Origin of the sequence: Kosakonia pseudosacchari (assembly GCF_015167415.1) — a bacterium.
GTDB lineage: Bacteria > Pseudomonadota > Gammaproteobacteria > Enterobacterales > Enterobacteriaceae > Kosakonia > Kosakonia pseudosacchari.
The window spans coordinates 2,644,608-2,665,323 of record NZ_CP063425.1 but is presented as its reverse complement, the minus strand read 5'-3'; the positions used below and the strand labels follow the sequence as shown (position 1 = coordinate 2,665,323).

Genomic DNA, 20,716 nt, shown 5'->3' with positions numbered 1-20,716 from the left:
ATGAACGTTTTTAACGTGCTGATTACATTGCATTTGACGTCTGTTGCACTCACCATTAGCCTGTTCGTTTTACGTTACTGGTGGCGTTGGTCGGGCGATCCGCGTATTAACACCCGCTGGGTGCGGGTGGTGCCGCACACGGTGGATACCGTGCTGCTGCTGAGCGGCGCCGGGTTGATGTGGGTAACAGGCTATTTGCCATTTACGGTTAAAGGCGCATGGCTGACTGAAAAGCTGTTTGGCGTTATCATCTACATCGTTTTGGGTTTTATTGCGCTGGGGCGACATCGCCCGCGCAGCCAGCAAACCGGTTTTATCGCCTTTTTGCTGGGGCTGGTGGTGCTGTACATCATCATTAAACTCGCCGCCACAAAAGTACCGATACTGGGGTAAGACATGAGATCGTTAGCTGATTTCGAATTTAACAAAGCGCCGTTATGCGACGGGATGATCCTTGTTTCCGAGCTGATTCGCGATGACTTTCCTTCACAATATGTGCAAGACGAACTGGAGCGGTTGCTCAGTCTGGCTCGTGAGGAGATAGGTCAGGCAAAGCCTCAGGACTGGCAACTGGAAAAACTCGTTGAGCTGTTTTACGGCGAATGGGGTTTTAAAGATACGCGTGGCGTGTACCGTCTATCTGACGCGCTATGGCTGGATAAAGTGCTGCAAAACCGTCAGGGCAGCGCGGTATCACTGGGCGCGATTTTATTGTGGGTCGCCGGTCAACTGGATATTCCGCTGACGCCGGTGATTTTCCCGACTCAGCTTATTTTGCGCGCCGAATGGCTGGATGGCGAAATGTGGCTGATTAACCCCTTTAACGGCGACACGCTGGATGAACACACGCTGGAAGTGTGGCTGAAGGGTAATATCAGCCCGGTTGCCGAGCTGTTTAATGAAGATCTTGATGAAGCCGACAATGCCGAAGTGATCCGCAAACTGCTGGATACATTGAAGTCGGCGCTGATGGAAGAGCAGCAGATGGAACTGGCATTGCGCGCCAGTGAAGCGCTGTTGCAGTTCAATCCCGAAGATCCGTATGAGATCCGTGATCGCGGTCTGATTTACGCGCAGCTGGATTGCGACCATGTGGCGCTGAATGATTTGAACTACTTTGTAGAGCAGTGTCCTGAGGATCCGATAAGCGAAATGATCCGCGCGCAAATCAATTCGATTGCGCACAAGCAGATTACCCTGCATTAAAGATTTGTTCCGATTCACACTCGATAAGGCGATTTTATGAAACAAAAAGTGGTCAGCATTGGCGACATTAACGTCGCGAACGACCTGCCGTTTGTACTGTTTGGCGGTATGAACGTGCTGGAATCCCGCGATTTGGCAATGCGCATTTGCGAACACTACGTCACCGTGACCCAGAAACTGGGCATCCCGTACGTGTTCAAAGCCTCTTTTGATAAAGCCAACCGTTCTTCCATCAAGTCCTACCGTGGACCGGGCCTGGAAGAGGGGATGAAAATCTTCCAGGAACTGAAACAGACTTTTGGCGTGAAAGTGATCACCGACGTGCACGAAGCGTCGCAGGCGCAGCCGGTGGCTGATGTGGTGGATGTGATCCAGCTTCCTGCCTTCCTCGCGCGCCAGACCGATCTGGTAGAAGCGATGGCGAAAACAGGCGCGGTCATCAACGTGAAAAAACCGCAGTTTGTAAGCCCAGGCCAGATGGGCAACATCGTGGATAAATTCCACGAAGGCGGCAACGATAAAGTGATCCTGTGCGATCGCGGTGCGAACTTCGGTTATGACAACCTTGTGGTCGACATGCTGGGCTTCGGCGTGATGAAGAAAGTTTCCAATAACTCGCCGGTGATTTTCGATGTCACCCACGCCTTGCAGTGCCGCGACCCATTCGGTGCGGCATCTGGCGGTCGTCGTGCTCAGGTAACCGAACTGGCGCGCGCCGGGATGGCAACAGGCCTGGCTGGGCTGTTTATTGAAGCGCACCCGGATCCGGACAACGCCAAGTGTGACGGCCCGTCCGCGCTGCCGCTGGATAAGCTGGAGCCGTTCTTAAAACAGATCAAAGCGATTGACGATCTGGTGAAAAGCTTCGACGAACTCGATACCGAGTAAGCAAAAAAACCCCGCGAGTGCGGGGTTTTTTATTTCTGCCTGTCAGGCAAATATCGTCATCAGATACGCTGCGAATAGCGCCAGGTGCGCCGCGCCATTAAGCACATTGGTACGCCCGGTAGAGAACGATATCTGGCACAGTAGCAGCGAGGCGACCATAACTATCATTTCCGGCGCGCCAAGGCCGAACACCAGGTCATTACCGGTTAGCCACGCAATTAAGGTCACCACCGGGACGGTGAGGGAAATCGTTGCCAGCACCGAGCCAAAGAACAGGTTCATTGCGCGCTGTACCTGATTGTTCAGCACCGCTTTTAACGCACCTAACCCTTCCGGCGAGAGGATCAGCAGCGCCACCAGGAAACCGGTAAATGCCACCGGCGCATTCATTTCTGTCAGCAGCGCTTCAAGCGGCGTCGCATTCATCTTCGTCACGGCAATGACCGCAACCAGATGGATAATCAGCCACAGCGTGTGCCACAGATTTCCGTGCGCGGACGGTTTGCCGTGGTGCGGATCGTCATCATCGCTTTCGTCTTCATGTTCATACACGAACAAGCTCTGGTGCGTTTTGGTCTGGATAAGCAAAAACACGCCGTACATGGCAGCCGAGATCAACGCCACCAGCAGCGACTGACCCGTCGTAAAATTGCCCTGTGGCAGCGCCATCGGGAAAACCAGCACGATAATCGCCAGCGGAAACAGGGCGATAAGATACTGTTTAATACCAAACAGATTCATATATTGCGTGGCGAACTTGCGCCCGCCCAGCAACAGCGAAAAGCCCACCAGACCGCCGGTAACAATCATGATGATGGAATAGAGCGTGTCACGCATTAGCGTCGGCGCGGCGTCGCCCGTTGCCATCAATGCGGAAATCAGACTGACTTCGAGGATAACCACCGACAGGCTGAGGATCAGTGAACCATAGGGCTCGCCAAGCCGGTGGGCAAGCACGTCGGCGTGGCGCACCACGCTAAACGCGCTGGATAAGATACCAACCAGTGCTAATAAATTAATGCCGATAACCGCTGGTAGTGACTGCGAATCTCCCCAGAAAAGCAGCACCGCCAGCGCCAGAACCGGGAAAATAAGGGATGTCTCCTTGTGGCGGGTTTTCACCGCCTCGTGCGTTGTTGTCATTATGATGCTCCATCACAGTGCAGGTGTTTGCGAATTATAGATACAAAAAGAACGGCTCATAAAATAACAAAAATCACTGTTTTCATGGGGTTTTTTACGTAGTTTTACCCTCAGCGCTTCGTTTTGTTATCAACTAAATAAAATATCCATTCTCGTTTAATTTGTGTTTATCTTACAGTGAGATAACGATGACTTTCTGGCAATTTATTTCCCTTTCCTGGCGTACCCGGCGTTTGTCGTCCAGGCTTACTTCTTTAAGCTAAAAGGAGCGTGAAATGCCGTATAAAGCGAAGTCCGATCTACCAGAGAGCGTGCAACATGTATTGCCTGCCCATGCGCAGGAAATTTATAAAGAGGCGTTTAACAGCGCCTGGGAGCAATATAAGGATAAAGACGATCGCAAGGGCGACGCCAGCCGCGAAGAGACGGCGCACCGCGTTGCCTGGGCTGCGGTAAAAAATGATTATCAGAAAGGTGACGATGATAAATGGCATAAAAAGAAGTAACGCGCTGAAATAATTACTTTTCGCCATTTATAGCTCTATTCGATGGATTGACGCTATTGCCAGCGGCCTGTGAATTGCATAAGGTCGTAGTAAGCTGCGCTTAAAGCAGCATTTGCCGGGAAGGCAGCAGTTGAGCAGTCGCACGGAAGCAGGCAGTGGCGGAGGTAAAAGATGTTAACGCGTGATTTTTTGCGAACAGCGGATTGCAAAACGGCATTCGGCGATATTGACGAGTCGTTACTTTGGTCGGCGGAACAGCGAGCGGCGTCGCTTGCGGCGACGCTGGCATGTCGGCCGGACGATGGCCCGGTGTGGATTTTTGGTTATGGGTCGCTGATGTGGAACCCGGCGCTGGAGTTTAACGAATCCTGCACCGGTACGCTGACCGGCTGGCACCGCGCCTTTTGCCTGCGCTTGACCGCCGGTCGCGGCACCGCCTGTCAGCCTGGCCGCATGCTGGCCCTTAAAGAGGGGGGGCGCACCACGGGCGTGGCGTACCGTTTATCCGATGACACCTTGCATGATGAGCTGACGCTGCTGTGGAAACGCGAAATGATCACCGGCTGTTACATGCCAAGCTGGTGCAAACTGGCGCTGGACGATGGCCGCACGGTGAATGCGCTGGTGTTTATTATGGATCCGCGCCATCCGCTGTACGAATCCGACACGCGTGCGCAGACTATCGCCCCGCTGATTGCCGCCGCCAGCGGCCCCCTCGGCACGAATGCGCAGTATCTTTTTTCACTGGAACAGGAGCTGATTAAGCTCGGCATGCAGGATGATTGCCTGAACGATCTGGTGGGGAAGGTGCGTTTGCTGCTGGAGGGAGAAAAACCAGGCCCCGAAATGCAGCCTGGTTTTGCCTGCTAACCGCAACCGTTAAGCGGCGACGTAGCTGATCGAGTGCTCCAGCGACTGGCTGTGGCTGTCGATCAGCACACTCCAGACGCCGCTGTACGGCACAGCCAGATAGGCGCTTGCGCGATTCTGGACACTCAGAATATCCGTTTGAGCGTTCGGCGTTCGGCTCTTCTCGCTCATCAAATGAATGTGACAACTTTCGGAACAACGAACAACTACTGTATCCCCACCAAATAACTTCAGACTTGCTTTTACCACCGCCATTTTTAACCCCGTAGTTTTTTAACAACGCGATCCGTGCGGGAAGGATCCCCGTGCGTGATTTTGTTCACAATTCACTCAGTGCATAACACCAAACGGATGGGGTTCGAATGCTGATTTTGATCAAATAATGACGTAACGATTAAACAAAAATTACATTATTCGGCGGGGAAAGAAGTCGGCGCGTAAAACCGTGGTTAAAACGCGCCGATAAAAGATTAAATGCGGAAATGACCGGCAGTTTCAGCAAGCTCGGTCGCCTGCGTGCGCAGCGCGCCAGCGGCGGCGGTCGATTCAACCACCAGTTCCGCGTTTTGCTGCACCATGCGGTCCAGATCAAGTACCGCATGGTTGATTTCCTGAATGCCTTTCATCTGCTCGCTGGTGGCAACGGAGATTTCACGCATAATCACCGACACACTGTCGATACTGGCGACAATATCGGTCATGCTGTCACCCGCCAGGCGGACAAAACGAGAACCAGTCGCCACGCTTTCGGTGGTGGTGTCGATCAATGTTTTGATCTCTTTCGCCGCTTGTGCGCTTCGGCTTGCCAGATTACGCACTTCGCCAGCGACCACCGCGAAACCGCGCCCCTGTTCGCCTGCGCGGGCCGCTTCAACCGAGGCGTTGAGCGCCAGGATATTGGTCTGGAAAGCAATACCGTCAATTACGCTTGTGATATCGCCAATTTTTGCCGAAGCCACTTCAATCGACTGCATCGTATTGATTGCTTGCGTCACGACCTGGCCGCCGCGCGATGCCGCCTGGGACGCCACATGAGCCTGATCGTTGGCCTGTGCTGCCGCGTCTGTAGACTGCGCCACCGACGCCGTGATTTGCTCAACCGCACTGGCCGTTTCGCGCAGACTGGAGGCGGCTTGTTCGGTTCGCCCGGAGAGATCCTGGTTGCCGGCGGCAATCTGTTGTGCGGCCACTTGTACCGAGTTGCTGGAATCGCGCAGTTTTACCATCACTACTGAAAGCTTGTCGCTAAAAGCGTTAAAGGCATGTGCTATTTGCGAAACCTCGTCATGGCCGTCCACCGGTAAGCGCTGCGAGAGATCGTTGGTGCCGCTGCTGATGGCGTTCATGGCATCGCGTACCGTCAGCAGACGTTTCAGCAGGGTGGCGACAATCCAGTGCATCAAGGCACCCGCGATAAGTACCAGCACAATTAACGACAGCGCAGAGGCTTTCAGTTGTGCGCGTAACCCTGCGGTAGAATCAGCGCTATCAAGCGCCACCGCCAGCAGCCAGTTGGTGCCTTTCACCGGGCTTGCCAGCAGCACTTTATCTTCGCCGGCATAAACACCTTCTACCCGTTTTCCTGCCCGCAACTGCTCGAAGCTGACACCGCCAATCGCCTCGGAGAAGGGCTTCATGGTCAGTTTGTCGTTGGCAGCGGCAATCACTGAACCATCACTCGCCAGCAACATGCCGGTACTGTTCGGTGTTGGGCTGATACCGCGCACGTTAGCTACCACGCTATCCATCGATACATCGCCTGCGACCACGGCTTTTAACGTCCCGTTCTCTTTGACCGGGACGGCAAACGTCACCACCAGCGCACCGGTGCTGGCGTCAACATAAGGTGCAGTAACGACAGGCGCGTCGGCTTTTACTACTTGCTGATACCACGGACGGATTGTCGGGTCGTAATCTGCCGGCACGCCGCCCGGATCGGAGAATTTGGCGGTTTTTGTCGCATAGCCGACATAGACGTTGATAAATCCACCGGCGCGCGCGATCTGCGCGAAAACCGGCACGGGATCGTCGGTTAACGCCACGCTTTGCAACGAGGCAATCATGTTCATTTTGCTGGCGACCCAGTCGGCAATCGCAATGCTGTGACTGGCGCTGGTGCTGGAGAGAATATCCTGCTGGGTTTGTTGGCTGTGCTGGCTGGTTACCTGATAGTTAATAATGGTGTTAAGCAGCAAAGCGCCGGCGAGACACCCCGCCGTGGCTGCAATAATACGGGACTTAATCGATCTGAACATAGTTATAGTACCTGCTGTGTTGTCTTAAAGGGCTATCGGCAACACAGCAGGCAAACTTGATGACGTAACGCCACCCATAAGAAAAAAATATTAAACTCGCCGCAATATTAAAACGTTAATACTTTGTCGGCCGCCAGCGTCCACTGCGCCAGCTCCACCAGCGTGCCGATCTCGACACCGTCAATTAGCGGCAACGTGGTGATGCCACGCCCGTCGGTGCAGGTTTTACACAGTTTCACCGGTACGTTTTGCGCCGTCAGAATTTCCAGCATCTGCTGGATGTTGTAGCCCTCGGCGGGTTTTTGTCCTCGCAACCCGGCGGTTACCGCGTCGGACATCAAAAACAGCCGCAGTTCAGTGTCGCTACTCTGCTCTCGCAGCGCGATGGCCAGCCGTAAGCTGTTGAACAGCGACTCGCTACCGTATGCCGCGCCATTGGCGATAATCACGATCTTTTGCATCTTCACTCCTTCGATAAACAGGACTCGTGGCGCTTATGCTACTGCGCCGTTGCTGCGGGCGAAAGGCAGTGGTGCAACAATTACTGACCAAAGCGACCGATAAGCCCGGTGGCGGCGAGCGTGTGGCCTTTCAGTTTTGCGAATAATTCTTCGCGGGTAAGCCCTTCGGGAAGTGTTGGTTTAAGCGACGTTGCGATCAGCGTGAAGGTGTAATGATGCGCGCCGCTGCCCGGCGGAGGGCACGGGCCATGCCAGCGCAGATTCCCCGGCGTGTTTTTGCCGCCCGTATAACCTTTGCCATCGCGCAGATCGTTTTGCGCAAAGCCAGTGCTGGACGGGGATATGTTATATGCCACAAGGTGCGTTACGCCCAGCCCGGTCGCGCCTTCAGGATCGTGTACCACCAGCGCGTAACTCTGTGTATTGGCCGGGGGATTGTTCCACACCAGCGATGGCGAAAAATTCTCACCGGTACAGTTCGGGTTATTGCTGGCGTTACCGGCGAATTTTTTCTCCATTAAGGCGTTATCCGCAAATGCGGAAGATTGCAGGGTAAACAGCTCGTTCGCGCAGGCCTGCGCGGCATAAAACAGGATCGCACTACACAAAAGTTTATGCTTAATGTTCATGTCAGCTCTCCGGTAAGGGGTGCATTAACTGTAGCTGCAGCGAAGCGCAAGGATCAGGTTTTTCCTGGTATTTTGTCTGCGGCTGTAAAGCCCTGGCAAAACCGTTAAACTTAACAATATGAATTATCCTCTCCTCACACTTCTGATGCTGTCACTGATAAGCGGCGTCGCCAGTGCCCGGCAGAATAGCTTCGTACAGCAAGCAGAAAACCCCTTTGATAATGACGGCGATGGTTTGCCGGATCTTGGCATGGCTGCGGAAAATGGCGCGCAGGAAAAACATTTCGCCGAGATGGCGAAAGCGTTCGGTGAAGCCAGTATGACCGATAACGGCCTGACCCCCGGTGAGCAGGCGCGGCAGTTTGCTTTCGGGCAACTGCGTGATGTGGTCAGCGACGAAGTTAATCAGCAAGTAGAATCCTGGCTTTCACCGTGGGGCAGCGCCAGCGTGGATTTCAAAGTGGATAATGAAGGCGGGTTCACCGGCAGCCACGGCGACTGGTTTGTGCCATTGCAGGATAATAATCGCTATCTCAGCTGGAGCCAGCTTGGGCTAACGCAGCAGGATGCCGGTCTGGTGGGCAATGTTGGCGTCGGCCAGCGCTGGATCGCCGGTGACTGGCTGCTGGGCTATAACACCTTTTACGATAATCTGCTGGATGACAATCTCGGTCGCGCCGGGCTGGGTGCCGAAGCGTGGGGCGAGTATTTACGTTTTTCGGCAAACTACTACCAGCCGGTAAACAGCTGGGAGTATCAGACCGCCACGCTGCAACAGCGTATGGCGCGGGGTTATGATGTCACCGCGCAGGCCCGATTGCCGTTTTATCAGCAGCTCAATACCAGCGTCAGCGTCGAGCAATATTTCGGCAACAGCGTTGATCTTTTTGACACCGGGACGGGCTATCACAACCCGGTGGCGGTGAAGCTGGGGGTGAATTATACGCCGGTCCCGCTGGTAACGCTGACCGCCGAACACCGGCAGGGGGAGAGTGGGGTCAGCCAGAACGATTTAGGTCTGAAAGTGAACTATCGCTTTGGCGTACCTCTGTGGAAGCAACTCTCTGCCAGCGAGGTGGCAGAGAGCCGTTCGTTACGCGGTAGCCGCTACGACAGCCCGACGCGCAACAATGCACCGGTTTTCGAATACCGCCAGCGTAAAACGTTATCAGTCTTTCTTGCCACGCCGCCATGGGATTTGCAGCCGGGTGAGACGGTGGCGCTGAAACTGCAAATTAACAGTACGCACGGTGTGCGCTCGATAACCTGGCAGGGTGACACCCAGGCGTTAAGCCTCACGCCGCCGGCTAATGGGCGCAGCAGCGATGGCTGGACATTAATCATGCCGCGCTGGGATAGCGCAGAAGGCGCAACCAACCGCTGGACGTTGTCGGCACTGGTGGAAGATGATAAAGGGCAGCGCGTGGAGTCGAACACTATTGAACTGAAGCTGACGGAGCCGGTGATCCCGCCAGCGGAAAACAGTAACACGGACTGGACGCTGCCAGTCCCGTAACCTGTCAGAAAATACGTTCCTGATGCACCCACACTGCGGCTTCAACGCGGGATTTCAGTTTCATTTTCTTCAGCATGTGTTTGACGTGAACTTTAACCGTGCTTTCGGTGATGTCCAGGCGGCGGGCAATCATTTTGTTCGGTAGCCCCTGGGCAATCAGCTTGAGAATGTCGCGTTCGCGCGGCGTCAACTGGGTGATATCACGATCGGTGGTGGCGCGGTTGGCGCGCAGGCTGGCGGCCAGCACCGGGGTGAGCGCTTCGCTGAGTACCATTTCTCCCGCGGCGGCTTGTTGCAGCGCTTTCAGCAGATCTTCCGGCTCCATATCTTTCAGCAGGTAACCATCTGCGCCGCGTTTTAATGCGGTCACCACATCTTCTTCATGGTTGGAAACGCTAAACACGACAACGCGGCCCGAAAGGGTTTTTTCCCGCAACTTATCCAGCGTTTCCAGCCCGTTCATGCCTGGCATATTGAGATCCAGCAAAATCAAATCCGGGTCCAGTGATTCCGCCAGTTCAATGCCTTGCTCCCCGTTGCTGGCTTCGCCGACGACGGTGATGTCGGGCGCCATGCTGATTAACTGCTTCACGCCGGTTCGCAGCATTGGATGATCGTCGATCAGGAGGATGGTGGCCGGATCCTGATTACTCATGGGTATCTCCTTGCATGGATGAGAGAAACGTCTCGGGTATAAACGTCACGACGACCTCGGTGCCGCCGGATGCTCCGGGGCGAACCTGGCAATCGCCGCGCAGGCTTTGCGCGCGGTCACGCATAATGATCAATCCATAATGGTTCGTCCTTTCAGCATTGACCGGGATGCCGCAACCATTGTCGGTAATGCGCAATATGACCCGGTTTTCCTGCTGTTGCACTGCGACGCTGACCGCGGTTGCGCCGGAGTGTTTTAATGCGTTGTTCAGCGCCTCGCGGGCTATCTGTAGCAGGTGAATCGCCTGATGTGCAGGAACCAGTCGGGGCGGGAGCTGGTAATCAAGACGCACCTGGAAACCGAAACGACCGCTGTACTCCTGGCAACTGGACTCCAGCGCCGGGCGCAGTCCTGGTTCTGTTAATTGTAAACGAAACGTGGTCAGCAACTCGCGCAACTGCGCCCATGAAGTATTCAGCTCGTTGCGGATTTGTCCCAGCAACTGCTGGCTGTTTTCCGGCAGCGCGTCACCCTGCATTTGCAGGCAACTCACCTGCATCTTCATGCACGAGAGAGACTGGGCGATGGAGTCGTGTAATTCGCGGGCAATGGTGGCGCGCTCTTCCATGACCATCAACTGCTGCTGCCTGTCCTGATGGCGATCGAGTGCCAGCGTCGCGGTAAGTTGTTCCACCAGCGTGTCGACCAGTTGCTGCTGGTCATGGCTTAAATGGCGACCCGGCGGCAGCGTTGCCAGCAGCAAACCATATTGCATATGCGCATCCGCCAGCCGCCATTTCAGCGTGGTGCCAAACCCGCTGGATTCCGTGAGGATACCGTTGCGCGGGCATAAATGGCAGCCTTTGTCATCGCAGCTGGCATCCGACTGGCAGGTAAAATCCTGATGATTTTCCTCATCTTCCAGATCGTAAACCCGCAGCTCAATATCATGCAGCAGGGTTAAATTCTGTAAGCCATTCAACACCGGCGACAGGCGCTCGCACATCGGGATACGCGAATGCAGCCGGTGGTTAGCCTGCCATAAAAACGACAGGATCTGGTTCTTTTGCTCAAGCCCGGCGGTTTTCTCCTGAACCCGGCGTTCCAGTATCGCGTAGCTCTCGCCCAGCTCGGCCGACATGTTATTTAATGCCTCGCCAAGCGTCGCCATCTCATTACGCCCGCTGATACGCGCGCGCTGGGTAAAATCACGCTGGCTGACCGCCCGCGCCATGCTCAATAACTGCTGCCACGGACGGAGTAGACGCGCCCGCAGCCAGACCACGGCAAACAGCAATAACAGGCCCATCACTATCGCCATCAGCCGGTGCATCAACACCACTTGTTCAATACGGTGTTCGGTGCTGCGGTCAAACGAGGTAACCAGACGATCGATACGCCCGACAAAAATCGCAATAATTTCCGCTGCTTGTGCCGGTTGTTGCGCCTGTTTTATCGCCGGAACGACCTCGCTGCGCCAGTAGTTTTGCAGCGCGGCGAGTTGCGGTTGCTGTCCGTCGCGCTGTGCCGCCTGCGCCAGCTCCGGGCTGAATGCGGTGTACTCCATTTCGTCGAGCAAATATTGCTCGTCTTCATGCAGCGGAATGGCGGACAACAGGCGGTAACTCTGCATACGCAGTGAACCGGCTTTGTTGATCGCATGTGCGCTGCCCTGAACACCCTGTACCAGCCAGCCGGAGATCGCCATGCCCGTCACGCCGATGGCGGTCGACAGCAGCATCAACAACGCCAGTTGGTTAACCAGCGAGATTGGTGAAAAAAGGCGTTTTAGCATAGGTGATTAAGGCTCCTCGGCCGCGTGCGGTGCGGATGGCGCTATTGTCTGCCATCGCCTGGGGTATACCCATACCTCTAAAGAGTTACCCCTTTATTGCCAGCGAGCCGACAAGAGTGGGAACAATCTGAGTAGGGAAGGTCAGGACCGTGAAAAACCACACCTTTTTTGCCAGTAAACGCTACTCATAAATGAGCATGGCGATTTTTCACGCGCGAAATGGGCTGCTTTTCCTTTGATTTATATCAACTTAACTACCGCCATAAAAACTAAGGTGGCAGGCATCAAACCGATCAGCAGAGGTGTATATGCAGCACACATCCATCCCGGAAAAAAGTTCGTCAGCGCGGGTTATAACCGACTGGCGTCCTGAAGATCCGGCATTCTGGCAACAGCAGGGCCATAAGATTGCGAGCCGCAACTTGTGGATCTCCGTGCCTTGTCTTCTTCTGGCTTTCTGCGTCTGGATGCTTTTTAGCGCCGTCGCTGTCAATCTCCCGAAAGTGGGTTTTCAGTTTACCACCGACCAGCTCTTTATGCTGACCGCGTTGCCATCCGTTTCCGGCGCACTATTACGCGTACCGTACTCTTTTATGGTGCCGGTGTTCGGCGGTCGTCGCTGGACAGCTTTCAGTACCGGGATCTTAATCATTCCGTGTGTGTGGCTCGGATTTGCCGTGCAGGATCTGAGCACGCCGTTTAGCACGTTTATCATTATCTCGCTGCTGTGTGGTTTCGCCGGTGCGAACTTTGCTTCCAGCATGGCGAACATCAGCTTCTTTTTTCCAAAACAGAAGCAGGGCGGCGCGCTCGGTATCAACGGTGGTTTCGGCAACCTCGGTGTGAGCGTGATGCAGTTGATCGCACCGCTGGCCGTCTCTTTCTCTATTTTTGCCGCCTTTGGCGGTACCGGTGTCGTCCAACCTGATGGTTCGTTGTTGTATCTCGAAAACGCCGCCTGGGTATGGGTACCATTACTGGCGGTATTTACCCTGGCAGCCTGGTTCGGGATGAATGAGCTGGCGACCTCTAAAGCCTCGCTGAGCGCGCAACTTCCGGTACTCAAACGTTCACACCTGTGGATTATGAGCTTCCTCTATCTGGCAACGTTCGGCTCATTTATCGGCTTTTCTGCCGGTTTTGCGATGCTGTCGAAAACCCAGTTTCCGGACGTGCAGATCCTGCATTTCGCCTTTTTCGGCCCGCTGGTGGGCGCACTGGCACGCTCCGCAGGCGGTGCGATTTCTGACCGTCTGGGTGGGACTCGCGTCACGCTGGTGAACTTTGTGCTGATGGCGATTTTCAGCGCCTTGCTGTTCCTGACGCTGCCGTCCGGCGGCACCGGCGGCAATTTCACCGCATTCTTCTGCGTCTTCCTCGTGCTGTTCCTGACTGCCGGGCTGGGCAGTGGTTCGACATTCCAGATGATTTCGGTGATTTTCCGCAAAATGACCATGGAGCGCGTACAACAAAGCGGCGGTTCTGAAAGTGAAGCAATGCGTGAAGCTGCCACCGAGACAGCCGCGGCGCTGGGCTTTATCTCAGCAATTGGCGCAATTGGCGGCTTCTTTATTCCTAAAGCATTCGGCACTTCACTGGCGTTGACCGGTTCACCGGCAGGCGCAATGAAAGTGTTCCTGGTGTTCTATATTGCCTGCGTGGTTATCACATGGGCGATATACGGGCGTAAAAAACAATAACACTCAGTAAATGTTGATTATCCTTGCGCGGTGAAAGCCGCGCTTTTTTTACATCGTTATTAGTTACAACATACTTATGATTCTGTCATCAATCGTGCTGCGGAAACCTCTGTGACAGACATCACTTTGCAGGCCACCTTAGGGGTCATCTACCCCTTAATACCTCCTCGCCGTTAAAACAGACTCAGTTTTTGAGTGAATTAATATAAAACCCTTATTTATCAGCTAAATAAAAAACAGAAAATCCTAACTCTTTGGGAGTACTCCGCATTTTGGCCGCCAAATTGAAGCCGTGGCAGCTTGATCATCATCAATTCTCTTTGTCTTTGTGAGGGTTACCTTCGCCGCAATTGCAGCAATGTCGATTTACCAAGAGAGCCTGACAGGCTCCAACAGGAGAACCCCCGATGAGTAAATTCCTGGACCGGTTTCGCTACTTCAAACAGAAAGGCGAAACCTTTGCCGATGGGCACGGTCAGCTCTTAAACACCAACCGGGACTGGGAGGATGGATACCGTAACCGCTGGCAGCACGACAAAATCGTGCGTTCTACCCATGGCGTAAACTGCACCGGCTCGTGCAGCTGGCAGATCTTCGTGAAGAACGGTCTGGTCACCTGGGAAACCCAGCAGACTGACTACCCACGCACCCGCCCGGATATGCCGAACCATGAGCCGCGTGGCTGCCCGCGTGGCGCCAGCTACTCCTGGTACCTCTACAGTGCTAACCGCCTGAAATACCCCCTGATGCGTAAACGCCTAATCAAACTGTGGCGTGAAGCGAAAGCGCAGCACAGCGATCCGGTTAATGCCTGGGCTTCCATTATTGAAGATGCGGAAAAAGCGAAGAGCTTTAAACAGGCGCGTGGTCGCGGTGGTTTCGTGCGTTCCTCCTGGCAGGAAGTGAATGAACTGATTGCGGCTTCGAACGTTTACACCGTGAAAACCTACGGCCCGGATCGTGTGGCGGGCTTCTCACCGATTCCGGCAATGTCGATGGTCTCTTACGCGTCCGGCGCGCGTTATCTCTCGCTGCTGGGCGGCACCTGCCTGAGTTTCTACGACTGGTACTGCGACTTGCCGCCAGCCTCTCCGCAAACCTGGGGCGAGCAGACTGACGTGCCAGAATCAGCCGACTGGTACAACTCCAGCTACATCATCGCCTGGGGTTCCAACGTTCCGCAGACCCGTACGCCAGACGCCCACTTCTTTACCGAAGTCCGTTACAAAGGCACCAAAACCGTTGCGGTAACGCCGGATTACGCCGAAATCGCCAAACTGTGCGATTTGTGGCTGGCCCCGAAGCAGGGCACCGATGCGGCAATGGCGATGGCGATGGGCCATGTCATGTTGCGTGAATTCCATCTCGATAAACCGAGCCAGTACTTCACCGATTACGTTCGCCGTTATACCGACATGCCGATGCTGGTGATGCTCGAAGATCGCGACGGATACTATGCGGCGGGTCGTATGCTGCGCGCCGCCGATCTGGTGGATGCGCTGGGCCAGCAAAATAATCCGGAGTGGAAAACCGTTGCCCTTGATAGTGAAGGCAACCTGACCGCGCCGAACGGCTCTATCGGTTTCCGCTGGGGTGAAAAAGGTAAGTGGAACCTTGAGCAGCGTGACGGCAACAGCGGCGCAGATGTTGAGCTGAATCTCAGCCTGCTGGGCAAACACGACGAGATCGCGCAGGTCGGCTTCCCGTATTTCGGTGGCGACAATACTGAGCATTTCGCTGGCGTTGAGCTTGATAACGTCCTGATGCACAAGCTGCCGGTGAAACGCCTGCAACTGGCGGATGGCACCAGCGCGCTGGTCACCACGGTTTACGACCTGACCATGGCGAACTACGGCCTGGATCGCGGCCTGGGTGATGAAAACTGCGCCACCCGTTACGACGAAGTCAAAGCTTACACACCGGCCTGGGCTGAGAAAGTTACCGGGGTTTCACAGGCGCAAATTATCCGCATCGCCCGTGAATTTGCCGATAACGCCGATAAAACGCACGGTCGTTCGATGGTGATCATCGGCGCCGGGATGAACCACTGGTATCACCTCGATATGAACTACCGTGGGATCATCAATATGCTGATCTTCTGCGGTTGCGTGGGGCAGAGCGGCGGCGGCTGGGCACACTACGTTGGCCAGGAAAAACTGCGTCCGCAAACCGGCTGGCAGCCGCTGGCATTTGCCCTCGACTGGCAGCGTCCGGCGCGTCATATGAACAGTACCTCCTATTTTTATAACCACTCCAGCCAGTGGCGTTACGAGACGGTAACCGCCCAGGAATTCCTGTCGCCATTAGCGGATAAATCCCGCTATACCGGTCATCTGATCGACTTTAACGTGCGCGCTGAGCGTATGGGCTGGCTGCCGTCCGCGCCACAACTGGGCACCAACCCGCTGCGTATCGCCGCTGAAGCGGAAAAAGCAGGCATGAGCGCGGTCGATTACACCGTCAAATCACTGAAGGACGGATCACTGCGTTTCGCGGCGGAGCAGCCAGAAAACGGCAAAAACCACCCGCGTAACCTGTTTATCTGGCGCTCCAACCTGCTGGGTTCCTCGGGTAAAGGCCACGAGTTTATGCTTAAGTACTTGCTGGGTACCGAACACGGTATTCAGGGCAAAGATCTGGGCAAACAGGGCGGTGTGAAACCGGAAGAAGTGGAATGGCATGACAACGGTCTCGACGGCAAACTGGATCTGGTGGTGACGCTTGATTTCCGTCTCTCCAGCACCTGTCTCTACTCCGATATCGTGCTGCCAACCGCCACCTGGTACGAAAAAGACGACATGAATACCTCGGATATGCATCCGTTTATTCATCCGCTCTCCGCCGCTGTTGACCCGGCGTGGGAATCCAAAAGCGACTGGGAAATTTATAAAGGCATCGCCAAATCCTTCTCCGCGCTGTGCGTTGGTCATTTAGGTAAAGAGACCGATGTCGTGACGCTGCCAATTCAGCATGACTCCGCCGCTGAACTGGCGCAGCCGCTGGGTGTGAAAGACTGGAAAAAAGGCGAATGTGACCTGATCCCGGGCAAAACTGCGCCGCACATTATTCCGGTAGAACGCGATTACCCGGCAACCTACGAGCGCTTTACCTCTATTGGCCCGCTGATGGAAAAAATCGGCAACGGGGGTAAAGGAATCGCCTGGAATACCCAGAGCGAAATGGATCTGCTGCGTAAGCTCAACTACACCAAAGCGGACGGTCCGGCGAAAGGGCAGCCGATGCTCAATACCGCCATCGATGCGGCAGAAATGATCCTCACGCTGGCACCGGAAACCAACGGCCATGTGGCGGTGAAAGCCTGGGCGGCGCTCAGTGAATTTACCGGTCGTGACCATACGCATCTGGCCACGAATAAAGAAGAAGAGAAGATCCGCTTTCGCGATATTCAGGCGCAGCCGCGCAAAATCATCTCCAGCCCGACCTGGTCAGGTCTTGAAGATGAGCATGTTTCCTACAACGCCGGTTACACCAACGTGCATGAGCTGATTCCGTGGCGCACGCTCTCTGGTCGTCAGCAGTTGTATCAGGATCATCAGTGGATGCGTGACTTCGGCGAAAGCCTGCTGGTGTACCGTCCGCCGATTGACACCCATTCAGTGAAAGAAGTGATGGGCGTGAAATCCAACGGTAACCCGGAAAAAGCGCTGAACTTCCTGACGCCGCACCAGAAATGGGGCATCCACTCCACCTACAGCGACAATCTGCTGATGCTGACGCTGGGGCGCGGTGGCCCGGTGGTGTGGATGAGCGATAAAGATGCCAAAGAGATCGGCATTGAGGATAACGACTGGATCGAAGTCTTTAACGCCAACGGCGCGTTGACGGCGCGTGCGGTTGTCAGCCAGCGTGTGCCGGCCGGTATGACCATGATGTACCACGCGCAGGAACGTATCGTGAACCTGCCTGGTTCAGAAATTACCGGGCAGCGCGGCGGGATCCATAACTCCGTTACCCGTATTACCCCGAAACCGACCCATATGATCGGCGGCTACGCCCAGCTGGCTTATGGCTTTAACTACTACGGCACGGTCGGTTCCAACCGCGATGAGTTCGTGGTGGTGCGTAAGATGAAGAACATTAACTGGTTGGATGGCGAAGGCAATGACCAGGTACAGGAGAGCGCAAAATGAAAATTCGTTCACAAGTCGGCATGGTGCTGAATCTCGATAAGTGCATCGGCTGTCATACCTGTTCAGTGACCTGTAAAAACGTCTGGACCAGCCGTGAAGGTATGGAATACGCGTGGTTCAACAACGTGGAAACCAAACCGGGCACCGGTTTCCCGACCGACTGGGAAAACCAGGAAAAATGGAAGGGCGGTTGGATCCGCAAAATCAACGGCAAACTGCAACCGCGCATGGGTAACCGTCCGATGTTGCTGGGTAAAATTTTCGCTAACCCGCACATGCCGGAAATTGATGATTACTACGAGCCGTTTGATTTTGACTACCAGCGTTTGCATAACGCGCCGGAAGGCAAACATCAGCCGATTGCCCGCCCGCGTTCGGTAATAACCGGTCAGCGGATGGACAAAATCACCGCTGGCCCGAACTGGGAAGATGATTTGGGCGGTGAGTTCGACAAACTGAGCCGCGATCAGAACTTCGAGAACATGCAGAAGGCGATGTACGGCCAGTTTGAAAACACCTTCATGATGTATCTGCCGCGCCTGTGCGAACACTGCCTGAACCCGGCCTGTGTCGCGACATGCCCGAGCGGTGCCATCTACAAGCGTGAAGAAGACGGCATTGTGCTGATCGATCAGGATAAATGTCGCGGCTGGCGCATGTGCGTAACCGGCTGCCCGTACAAAAAAATCTACTTCAACTGGAAGAGCGGCAAATCCGAGAAGTGCATTTTCTGCTATCCGCGTATTGAAGCGGGTATGCCGACCGTGTGCTCGGAAACCTGCGTTGGCCGTATTCGTTACCTCGGCGTGCTGCTGTATGACGCTGACGCGATTGAAAATGCGGCCAGCACCGAGAGCGAAAAAGATCTCTACCAGCGTCAACTGGATGTGTTCCTCGATCCAAACGACCCGGCGGTGATCGCTCAGGCGCTGGAAGATGGCGTGCCGCAGAGCGTGATTGACGCGGCGCAGAAATCGCCGGTCTACAAAATGGCGATGGACTGGAAACTGGCGCTGCCGCTGCATCCGGAATACCGCACATTGCCGATGGTCTGGTACGTGCCGCCTCTGTCACCGATCCAGTCTGCCGCTGACGCGGGCGAACTGGGCAGCAACGGCATCCTGCCAGATGTGGAAAGCCTGCGTATTCCGGTGCAATACCTGGCCAATCTACTGACCGCAGGCGATACCGGCCCGGTTCTGCTGGCGCTGAAGCGGATGCTGGCAATGCGCCACTTCAAACGTGCGGAAACCGTTGACGGTGTTGAAGATACCCGCGCACTGGAAGAAGTTGGCCTGACAACTGCCCAGGCGCAGGAGATGTACCGTTACCTCGCGATTGCTAACTACGAAGATCGTTTCGTGGTGCCGTCGAGCCACCGTGAGCTGGCACGTGAAGCCTTCCCGGAGAAAAACGGTTGTGGCTTTAGCTTCGGTGATGGTTGCCACGGTTCGGACAGCAAATTCAACCTGTTCAACAGCCGTCGCATTGACGCGGTGGATGTGACAGTGAAAACGGAGCCGCGCCCATGATTGAACTGGTGGTCATTTCCCGTTTGCTTGAGTACCCGGATGCTGCCTTATGGCAGCACCAGCAGGAAGTTTTCGATGTGCTGGCATCGGGCGAAAACCTGACAAAAGCCGACGCGCAGCAGGTTGGCGTCTTCCTGCGTGATCTGACGTCTCAGGATCTGCTGGACGCGCAAGCGAACTACAGCGAATTGTTTGATCGTGGTCGTGCAACCTCGCTGCTGCTGTTCGAACACGTTCATGGTGAATCCCGCGATCGCGGGCAGGCGATGGTCGATCTGCTGGCGCAATATGAGCGCCACGGCTTGCAGCTGGATAGCCGTGAATTGCCGGATCATCTGCCGCTCTATCTGGAGTATCTGGCGCAGTTGCCTCTGGCTGAGGCTATCGGTGGTTTGCAGGATATCGCGCCAATCCTCGCGCTGTTAAAAGCGCGTTTAGCGCAGCGCGAAAGCCACTATGCCACGCTGTTCGATGCGCTGTTATCACTGGCGAATACCCAGGTGGATAACGCGCAGGTCGCGGAAAAAATTGCCGGTGAAGCCCGCGATGATACGCCGCAGGCGCTGGATGCCGTATGGGAAGAGGAGCAGGTGAAATTCTTCGCCGAACAGGGCTGCGGGGATGCCGACATCACTGCGCATCAGCGTCGTTTTGCGGGTGCCGTTGCGCCGCAATATCTGAATATCACAACCGGAGGAGAGCGCTAATGCACTTCCTAAATATGTTCTTCTTTGACATCTATCCGTACATTGCCGGGGCGGTTTTCCTGCTCGGCAGTTGGCTGCGCTACGACTATGGTCAGTACAGCTGGCGGGCGGGCTCCAGCCAGATGCTGGATCGTAAAGGGATGACGCTGGCTTCGAACCTGTTCCATATCGGTATTCTGGGGATCTTTGCCGGTCACTTCCTCGGTATGTTAACGCCGCACTGGATGTATGAGTCCTTTCTGCCGATTGACGTGAAGCAGAAGATGGCGATGATTGGCGGCGGTGCCAGCGGGGTGCTGTGCCTGGTGGGCGGTTTGTTGCTGCTGAAACGCCGTCTGTTCAACCCGCGTATTCGTGCGACGTCTACCGCTGCGGATATCCTGATCATGTCGCTGTTGATGGTGCAGTGTGCGCTGGGTCTGCTGACCATTCCGTTCTCTGCCCAGCATATGGATGGCAGCGAGATGATGAAACTGGTGGGTTGGGCGCAGTCCGTGGTGACCTTCCAGACGGGGGCTTCCGCGCATCTTCAGGGCGTGGCTTTTATCTACCGCGTGCATCTGGTGCTGGGCATGACGCTGTTTGTGCTGTTCCCGTTCTCGCGCCTGGTGCATATCTGGAGTGCGCCGGTGGAGTACCTGACGCGCAAATACCAGATTGTTCGCGCCCGTCGCTAATCAGAAAAAGCCCCGCAACGCGGGG

The 20,716-nt window shown here is 55.2% G+C and carries 18 protein-coding genes; 11 read left to right on the top strand and 7 right to left on the bottom strand.

The genetic code is table 11. The features are described from left to right. The 3 genes from sirB2 to kdsA are packed head-to-tail and all read left to right on the top strand — an operon-like array spanning position 1 to position 2,094. The gene (sirB2, locus tag IP581_RS12495) at positions 1 to 393 is read left to right on the top strand and encodes an invasion regulator SirB2 (protein ID WP_193820514.1); all 393 of its coding nucleotides are present in this window, start codon (positions 1 to 3) and stop codon (positions 391 to 393) included. A gap of 3 nt (positions 394 to 396) precedes the next feature. Further along, on the top strand, positions 397 to 1,206 hold the full coding sequence (sirB1, locus tag IP581_RS12490) for an invasion regulator SirB1 (protein WP_016495810.1): 810 nt from the start codon (positions 397 to 399) through the stop codon (positions 1,204 to 1,206). Between the two features lie 36 nt (positions 1,207 to 1,242). Then, positions 1,243 to 2,094, top strand: coding sequence for a 3-deoxy-8-phosphooctulonate synthase (gene kdsA, locus IP581_RS12485; RefSeq protein ID WP_016495811.1), 852 nt, complete (start codon positions 1,243 to 1,245; stop codon positions 2,092 to 2,094). A gap of 42 nt (positions 2,095 to 2,136) precedes the next feature. Here the strand turns inward: kdsA and chaA are convergent, their stop codons facing one another. Beyond that, a complete protein-coding gene (gene chaA / locus IP581_RS12480) occupies positions 2,137 to 3,237 on the bottom strand; it encodes a sodium-potassium/proton antiporter ChaA (protein WP_086868616.1) in 1,101 nt (366 codons plus the stop codon). Between the two features lie 275 nt (positions 3,238 to 3,512). Here chaA and chaB point away from each other — a divergent pair, with 275 nt between their 5' ends. Beyond that, positions 3,513 to 3,743 (top strand): putative cation transport regulator ChaB, encoded by a 231-nt coding sequence (gene chaB / locus IP581_RS12475; RefSeq protein WP_016495813.1) that lies wholly within the window; start codon positions 3,513 to 3,515, stop codon positions 3,741 to 3,743. A gap of 171 nt (positions 3,744 to 3,914) precedes the next feature. Then, positions 3,915 to 4,613: a gamma-glutamylcyclotransferase gene (locus tag IP581_RS12470; RefSeq protein ID WP_086868618.1), complete on the top strand. Its 699-nt coding sequence runs from the start codon at positions 3,915 to 3,917 to the stop codon at positions 4,611 to 4,613. Between the two features lie 9 nt (positions 4,614 to 4,622). On the opposite strand, the gene IP581_RS12465 is transcribed toward IP581_RS12470, so the two are convergent. From IP581_RS12465 to IP581_RS12450, 4 genes are all read right to left on the bottom strand, one after another. Next, the gene (locus tag IP581_RS12465; RefSeq protein ID WP_016495815.1) at positions 4,623 to 4,868 is read right to left on the bottom strand and encodes a DUF1883 domain-containing protein; all 246 of its coding nucleotides are present in this window, start codon (positions 4,866 to 4,868) and stop codon (positions 4,623 to 4,625) included. A gap of 215 nt (positions 4,869 to 5,083) precedes the next feature. Continuing rightward, positions 5,084 to 6,868, bottom strand: coding sequence for a methyl-accepting chemotaxis protein (locus IP581_RS12460; RefSeq protein WP_086868620.1), 1,785 nt, complete (start codon positions 6,866 to 6,868; stop codon positions 5,084 to 5,086). Between the two features lie 107 nt (positions 6,869 to 6,975). Next, positions 6,976 to 7,329, bottom strand: a complete 354-nt coding sequence (locus tag IP581_RS12455; RefSeq protein ID WP_193820513.1) for a DsrE/DsrF/TusD sulfur relay family protein — start codon at positions 7,327 to 7,329, stop codon at positions 6,976 to 6,978. A gap of 80 nt (positions 7,330 to 7,409) precedes the next feature. Beyond that, positions 7,410 to 7,958 (bottom strand): YbhB/YbcL family Raf kinase inhibitor-like protein, encoded by a 549-nt coding sequence (locus IP581_RS12450; RefSeq protein WP_193820512.1) that lies wholly within the window; start codon positions 7,956 to 7,958, stop codon positions 7,410 to 7,412. Positions 7,959 to 8,103: 145 nt separating this feature from the next. Between IP581_RS12450 and IP581_RS12445 the strand changes: the two genes are divergently transcribed. Further along, the gene (locus tag IP581_RS12445) at positions 8,104 to 9,474 is read left to right on the top strand and encodes a YchO/YchP family invasin (protein ID WP_228007862.1); all 1,371 of its coding nucleotides are present in this window, start codon (positions 8,104 to 8,106) and stop codon (positions 9,472 to 9,474) included. A 4-nt stretch (positions 9,475 to 9,478) separates the two neighbouring features. On the opposite strand, the gene narL is transcribed toward IP581_RS12445, so the two are convergent. Beyond that, positions 9,479 to 10,129: a two-component system response regulator NarL gene (gene narL / locus IP581_RS12440; protein ID WP_016495820.1), complete on the bottom strand. Its 651-nt coding sequence runs from the start codon at positions 10,127 to 10,129 to the stop codon at positions 9,479 to 9,481. After that, positions 10,122 to 11,924 (bottom strand): nitrate/nitrite two-component system sensor histidine kinase NarX, encoded by a 1,803-nt coding sequence (narX, locus tag IP581_RS12435; RefSeq protein ID WP_193820511.1) that lies wholly within the window; start codon positions 11,922 to 11,924, stop codon positions 10,122 to 10,124. Before narX ends, narL begins: the two co-directional genes overlap by 8 nt. Before the next feature lie 308 nt (positions 11,925 to 12,232). On the opposite strand from narX, the gene IP581_RS12430 reads away from it, so the two are divergent. The 5 genes from IP581_RS12430 (at position 12,233) to narI (ending at position 20,691) form a co-directional block, all read left to right on the top strand. After that, positions 12,233 to 13,624, top strand: a complete 1,392-nt coding sequence (locus tag IP581_RS12430) for a NarK family nitrate/nitrite MFS transporter (RefSeq protein ID WP_193820510.1) — start codon at positions 12,233 to 12,235, stop codon at positions 13,622 to 13,624. A 407-nt stretch (positions 13,625 to 14,031) separates the two neighbouring features. After that, positions 14,032 to 17,775, top strand: coding sequence for a nitrate reductase subunit alpha (locus IP581_RS12425; RefSeq protein WP_193820509.1), 3,744 nt, complete (start codon positions 14,032 to 14,034; stop codon positions 17,773 to 17,775). Next, positions 17,772 to 19,307: a nitrate reductase subunit beta gene (narH, locus tag IP581_RS12420; RefSeq protein WP_097399700.1), complete on the top strand. Its 1,536-nt coding sequence runs from the start codon at positions 17,772 to 17,774 to the stop codon at positions 19,305 to 19,307. The genes IP581_RS12425 and narH overlap by 4 nt, the downstream gene beginning before the upstream one ends. Further along, positions 19,304 to 20,014, top strand: coding sequence for a nitrate reductase molybdenum cofactor assembly chaperone (gene narJ, locus IP581_RS12415; protein ID WP_193820508.1), 711 nt, complete (start codon positions 19,304 to 19,306; stop codon positions 20,012 to 20,014). The genes narH and narJ overlap by 4 nt, the downstream gene beginning before the upstream one ends. Next, complete coding sequence (gene narI / locus IP581_RS12410) at positions 20,014 to 20,691, top strand: respiratory nitrate reductase subunit gamma (protein WP_193820507.1); 678 nt, start codon at positions 20,014 to 20,016, stop codon at positions 20,689 to 20,691. The genes narJ and narI overlap by 1 nt, the downstream gene beginning before the upstream one ends. The last annotated feature ends 25 nt before the right edge of the window (positions 20,692 to 20,716 follow it).

Bases quoted from the DNA above. Each gene is read 5' to 3' on its own strand.
- sirB2 (WP_193820514.1), top strand. From the start codon at position 1: ATGAACGTTTTTAACGTGCTGATTACATTGCATTTGACGTCTGTTGCA.
- sirB1 (WP_016495810.1), top strand. From the start codon at position 397: ATGAGATCGTTAGCTGATTTCGAATTTAACAAAGCGCCGTTATGCGAC.
- kdsA (WP_016495811.1), top strand. From the start codon at position 1,243: ATGAAACAAAAAGTGGTCAGCATTGGCGACATTAACGTCGCGAACGAC.
- chaA (WP_086868616.1), bottom strand. From the start codon at position 3,237: ATGACAACAACGCACGAGGCGGTGAAAACCCGCCACAAGGAGACATCC.
- chaB (WP_016495813.1), top strand. From the start codon at position 3,513: ATGCCGTATAAAGCGAAGTCCGATCTACCAGAGAGCGTGCAACATGTA.
- IP581_RS12470 (WP_086868618.1), top strand. From the start codon at position 3,915: ATGTTAACGCGTGATTTTTTGCGAACAGCGGATTGCAAAACGGCATTC.
- IP581_RS12465 (WP_016495815.1), bottom strand. From the start codon at position 4,868: ATGGCGGTGGTAAAAGCAAGTCTGAAGTTATTTGGTGGGGATACAGTA.
- IP581_RS12460 (WP_086868620.1), bottom strand. From the start codon at position 6,868: ATGTTCAGATCGATTAAGTCCCGTATTATTGCAGCCACGGCGGGGTGT.
- IP581_RS12455 (WP_193820513.1), bottom strand. From the start codon at position 7,329: ATGCAAAAGATCGTGATTATCGCCAATGGCGCGGCATACGGTAGCGAG.
- IP581_RS12450 (WP_193820512.1), bottom strand. From the start codon at position 7,958: ATGAACATTAAGCATAAACTTTTGTGTAGTGCGATCCTGTTTTATGCC.
- IP581_RS12445 (WP_228007862.1), top strand. From the start codon at position 8,104: ATGCTGTCACTGATAAGCGGCGTCGCCAGTGCCCGGCAGAATAGCTTC.
- narL (WP_016495820.1), bottom strand. From the start codon at position 10,129: ATGAGTAATCAGGATCCGGCCACCATCCTCCTGATCGACGATCATCCA.
- narX (WP_193820511.1), bottom strand. From the start codon at position 11,924: ATGCTAAAACGCCTTTTTTCACCAATCTCGCTGGTTAACCAACTGGCG.
- IP581_RS12430 (WP_193820510.1), top strand. From the start codon at position 12,233: ATGCAGCACACATCCATCCCGGAAAAAAGTTCGTCAGCGCGGGTTATA.
- IP581_RS12425 (WP_193820509.1), top strand. From the start codon at position 14,032: ATGAGTAAATTCCTGGACCGGTTTCGCTACTTCAAACAGAAAGGCGAA.
- narH (WP_097399700.1), top strand. From the start codon at position 17,772: ATGAAAATTCGTTCACAAGTCGGCATGGTGCTGAATCTCGATAAGTGC.
- narJ (WP_193820508.1), top strand. From the start codon at position 19,304: ATGATTGAACTGGTGGTCATTTCCCGTTTGCTTGAGTACCCGGATGCT.
- narI (WP_193820507.1), top strand. From the start codon at position 20,014: ATGCACTTCCTAAATATGTTCTTCTTTGACATCTATCCGTACATTGCC.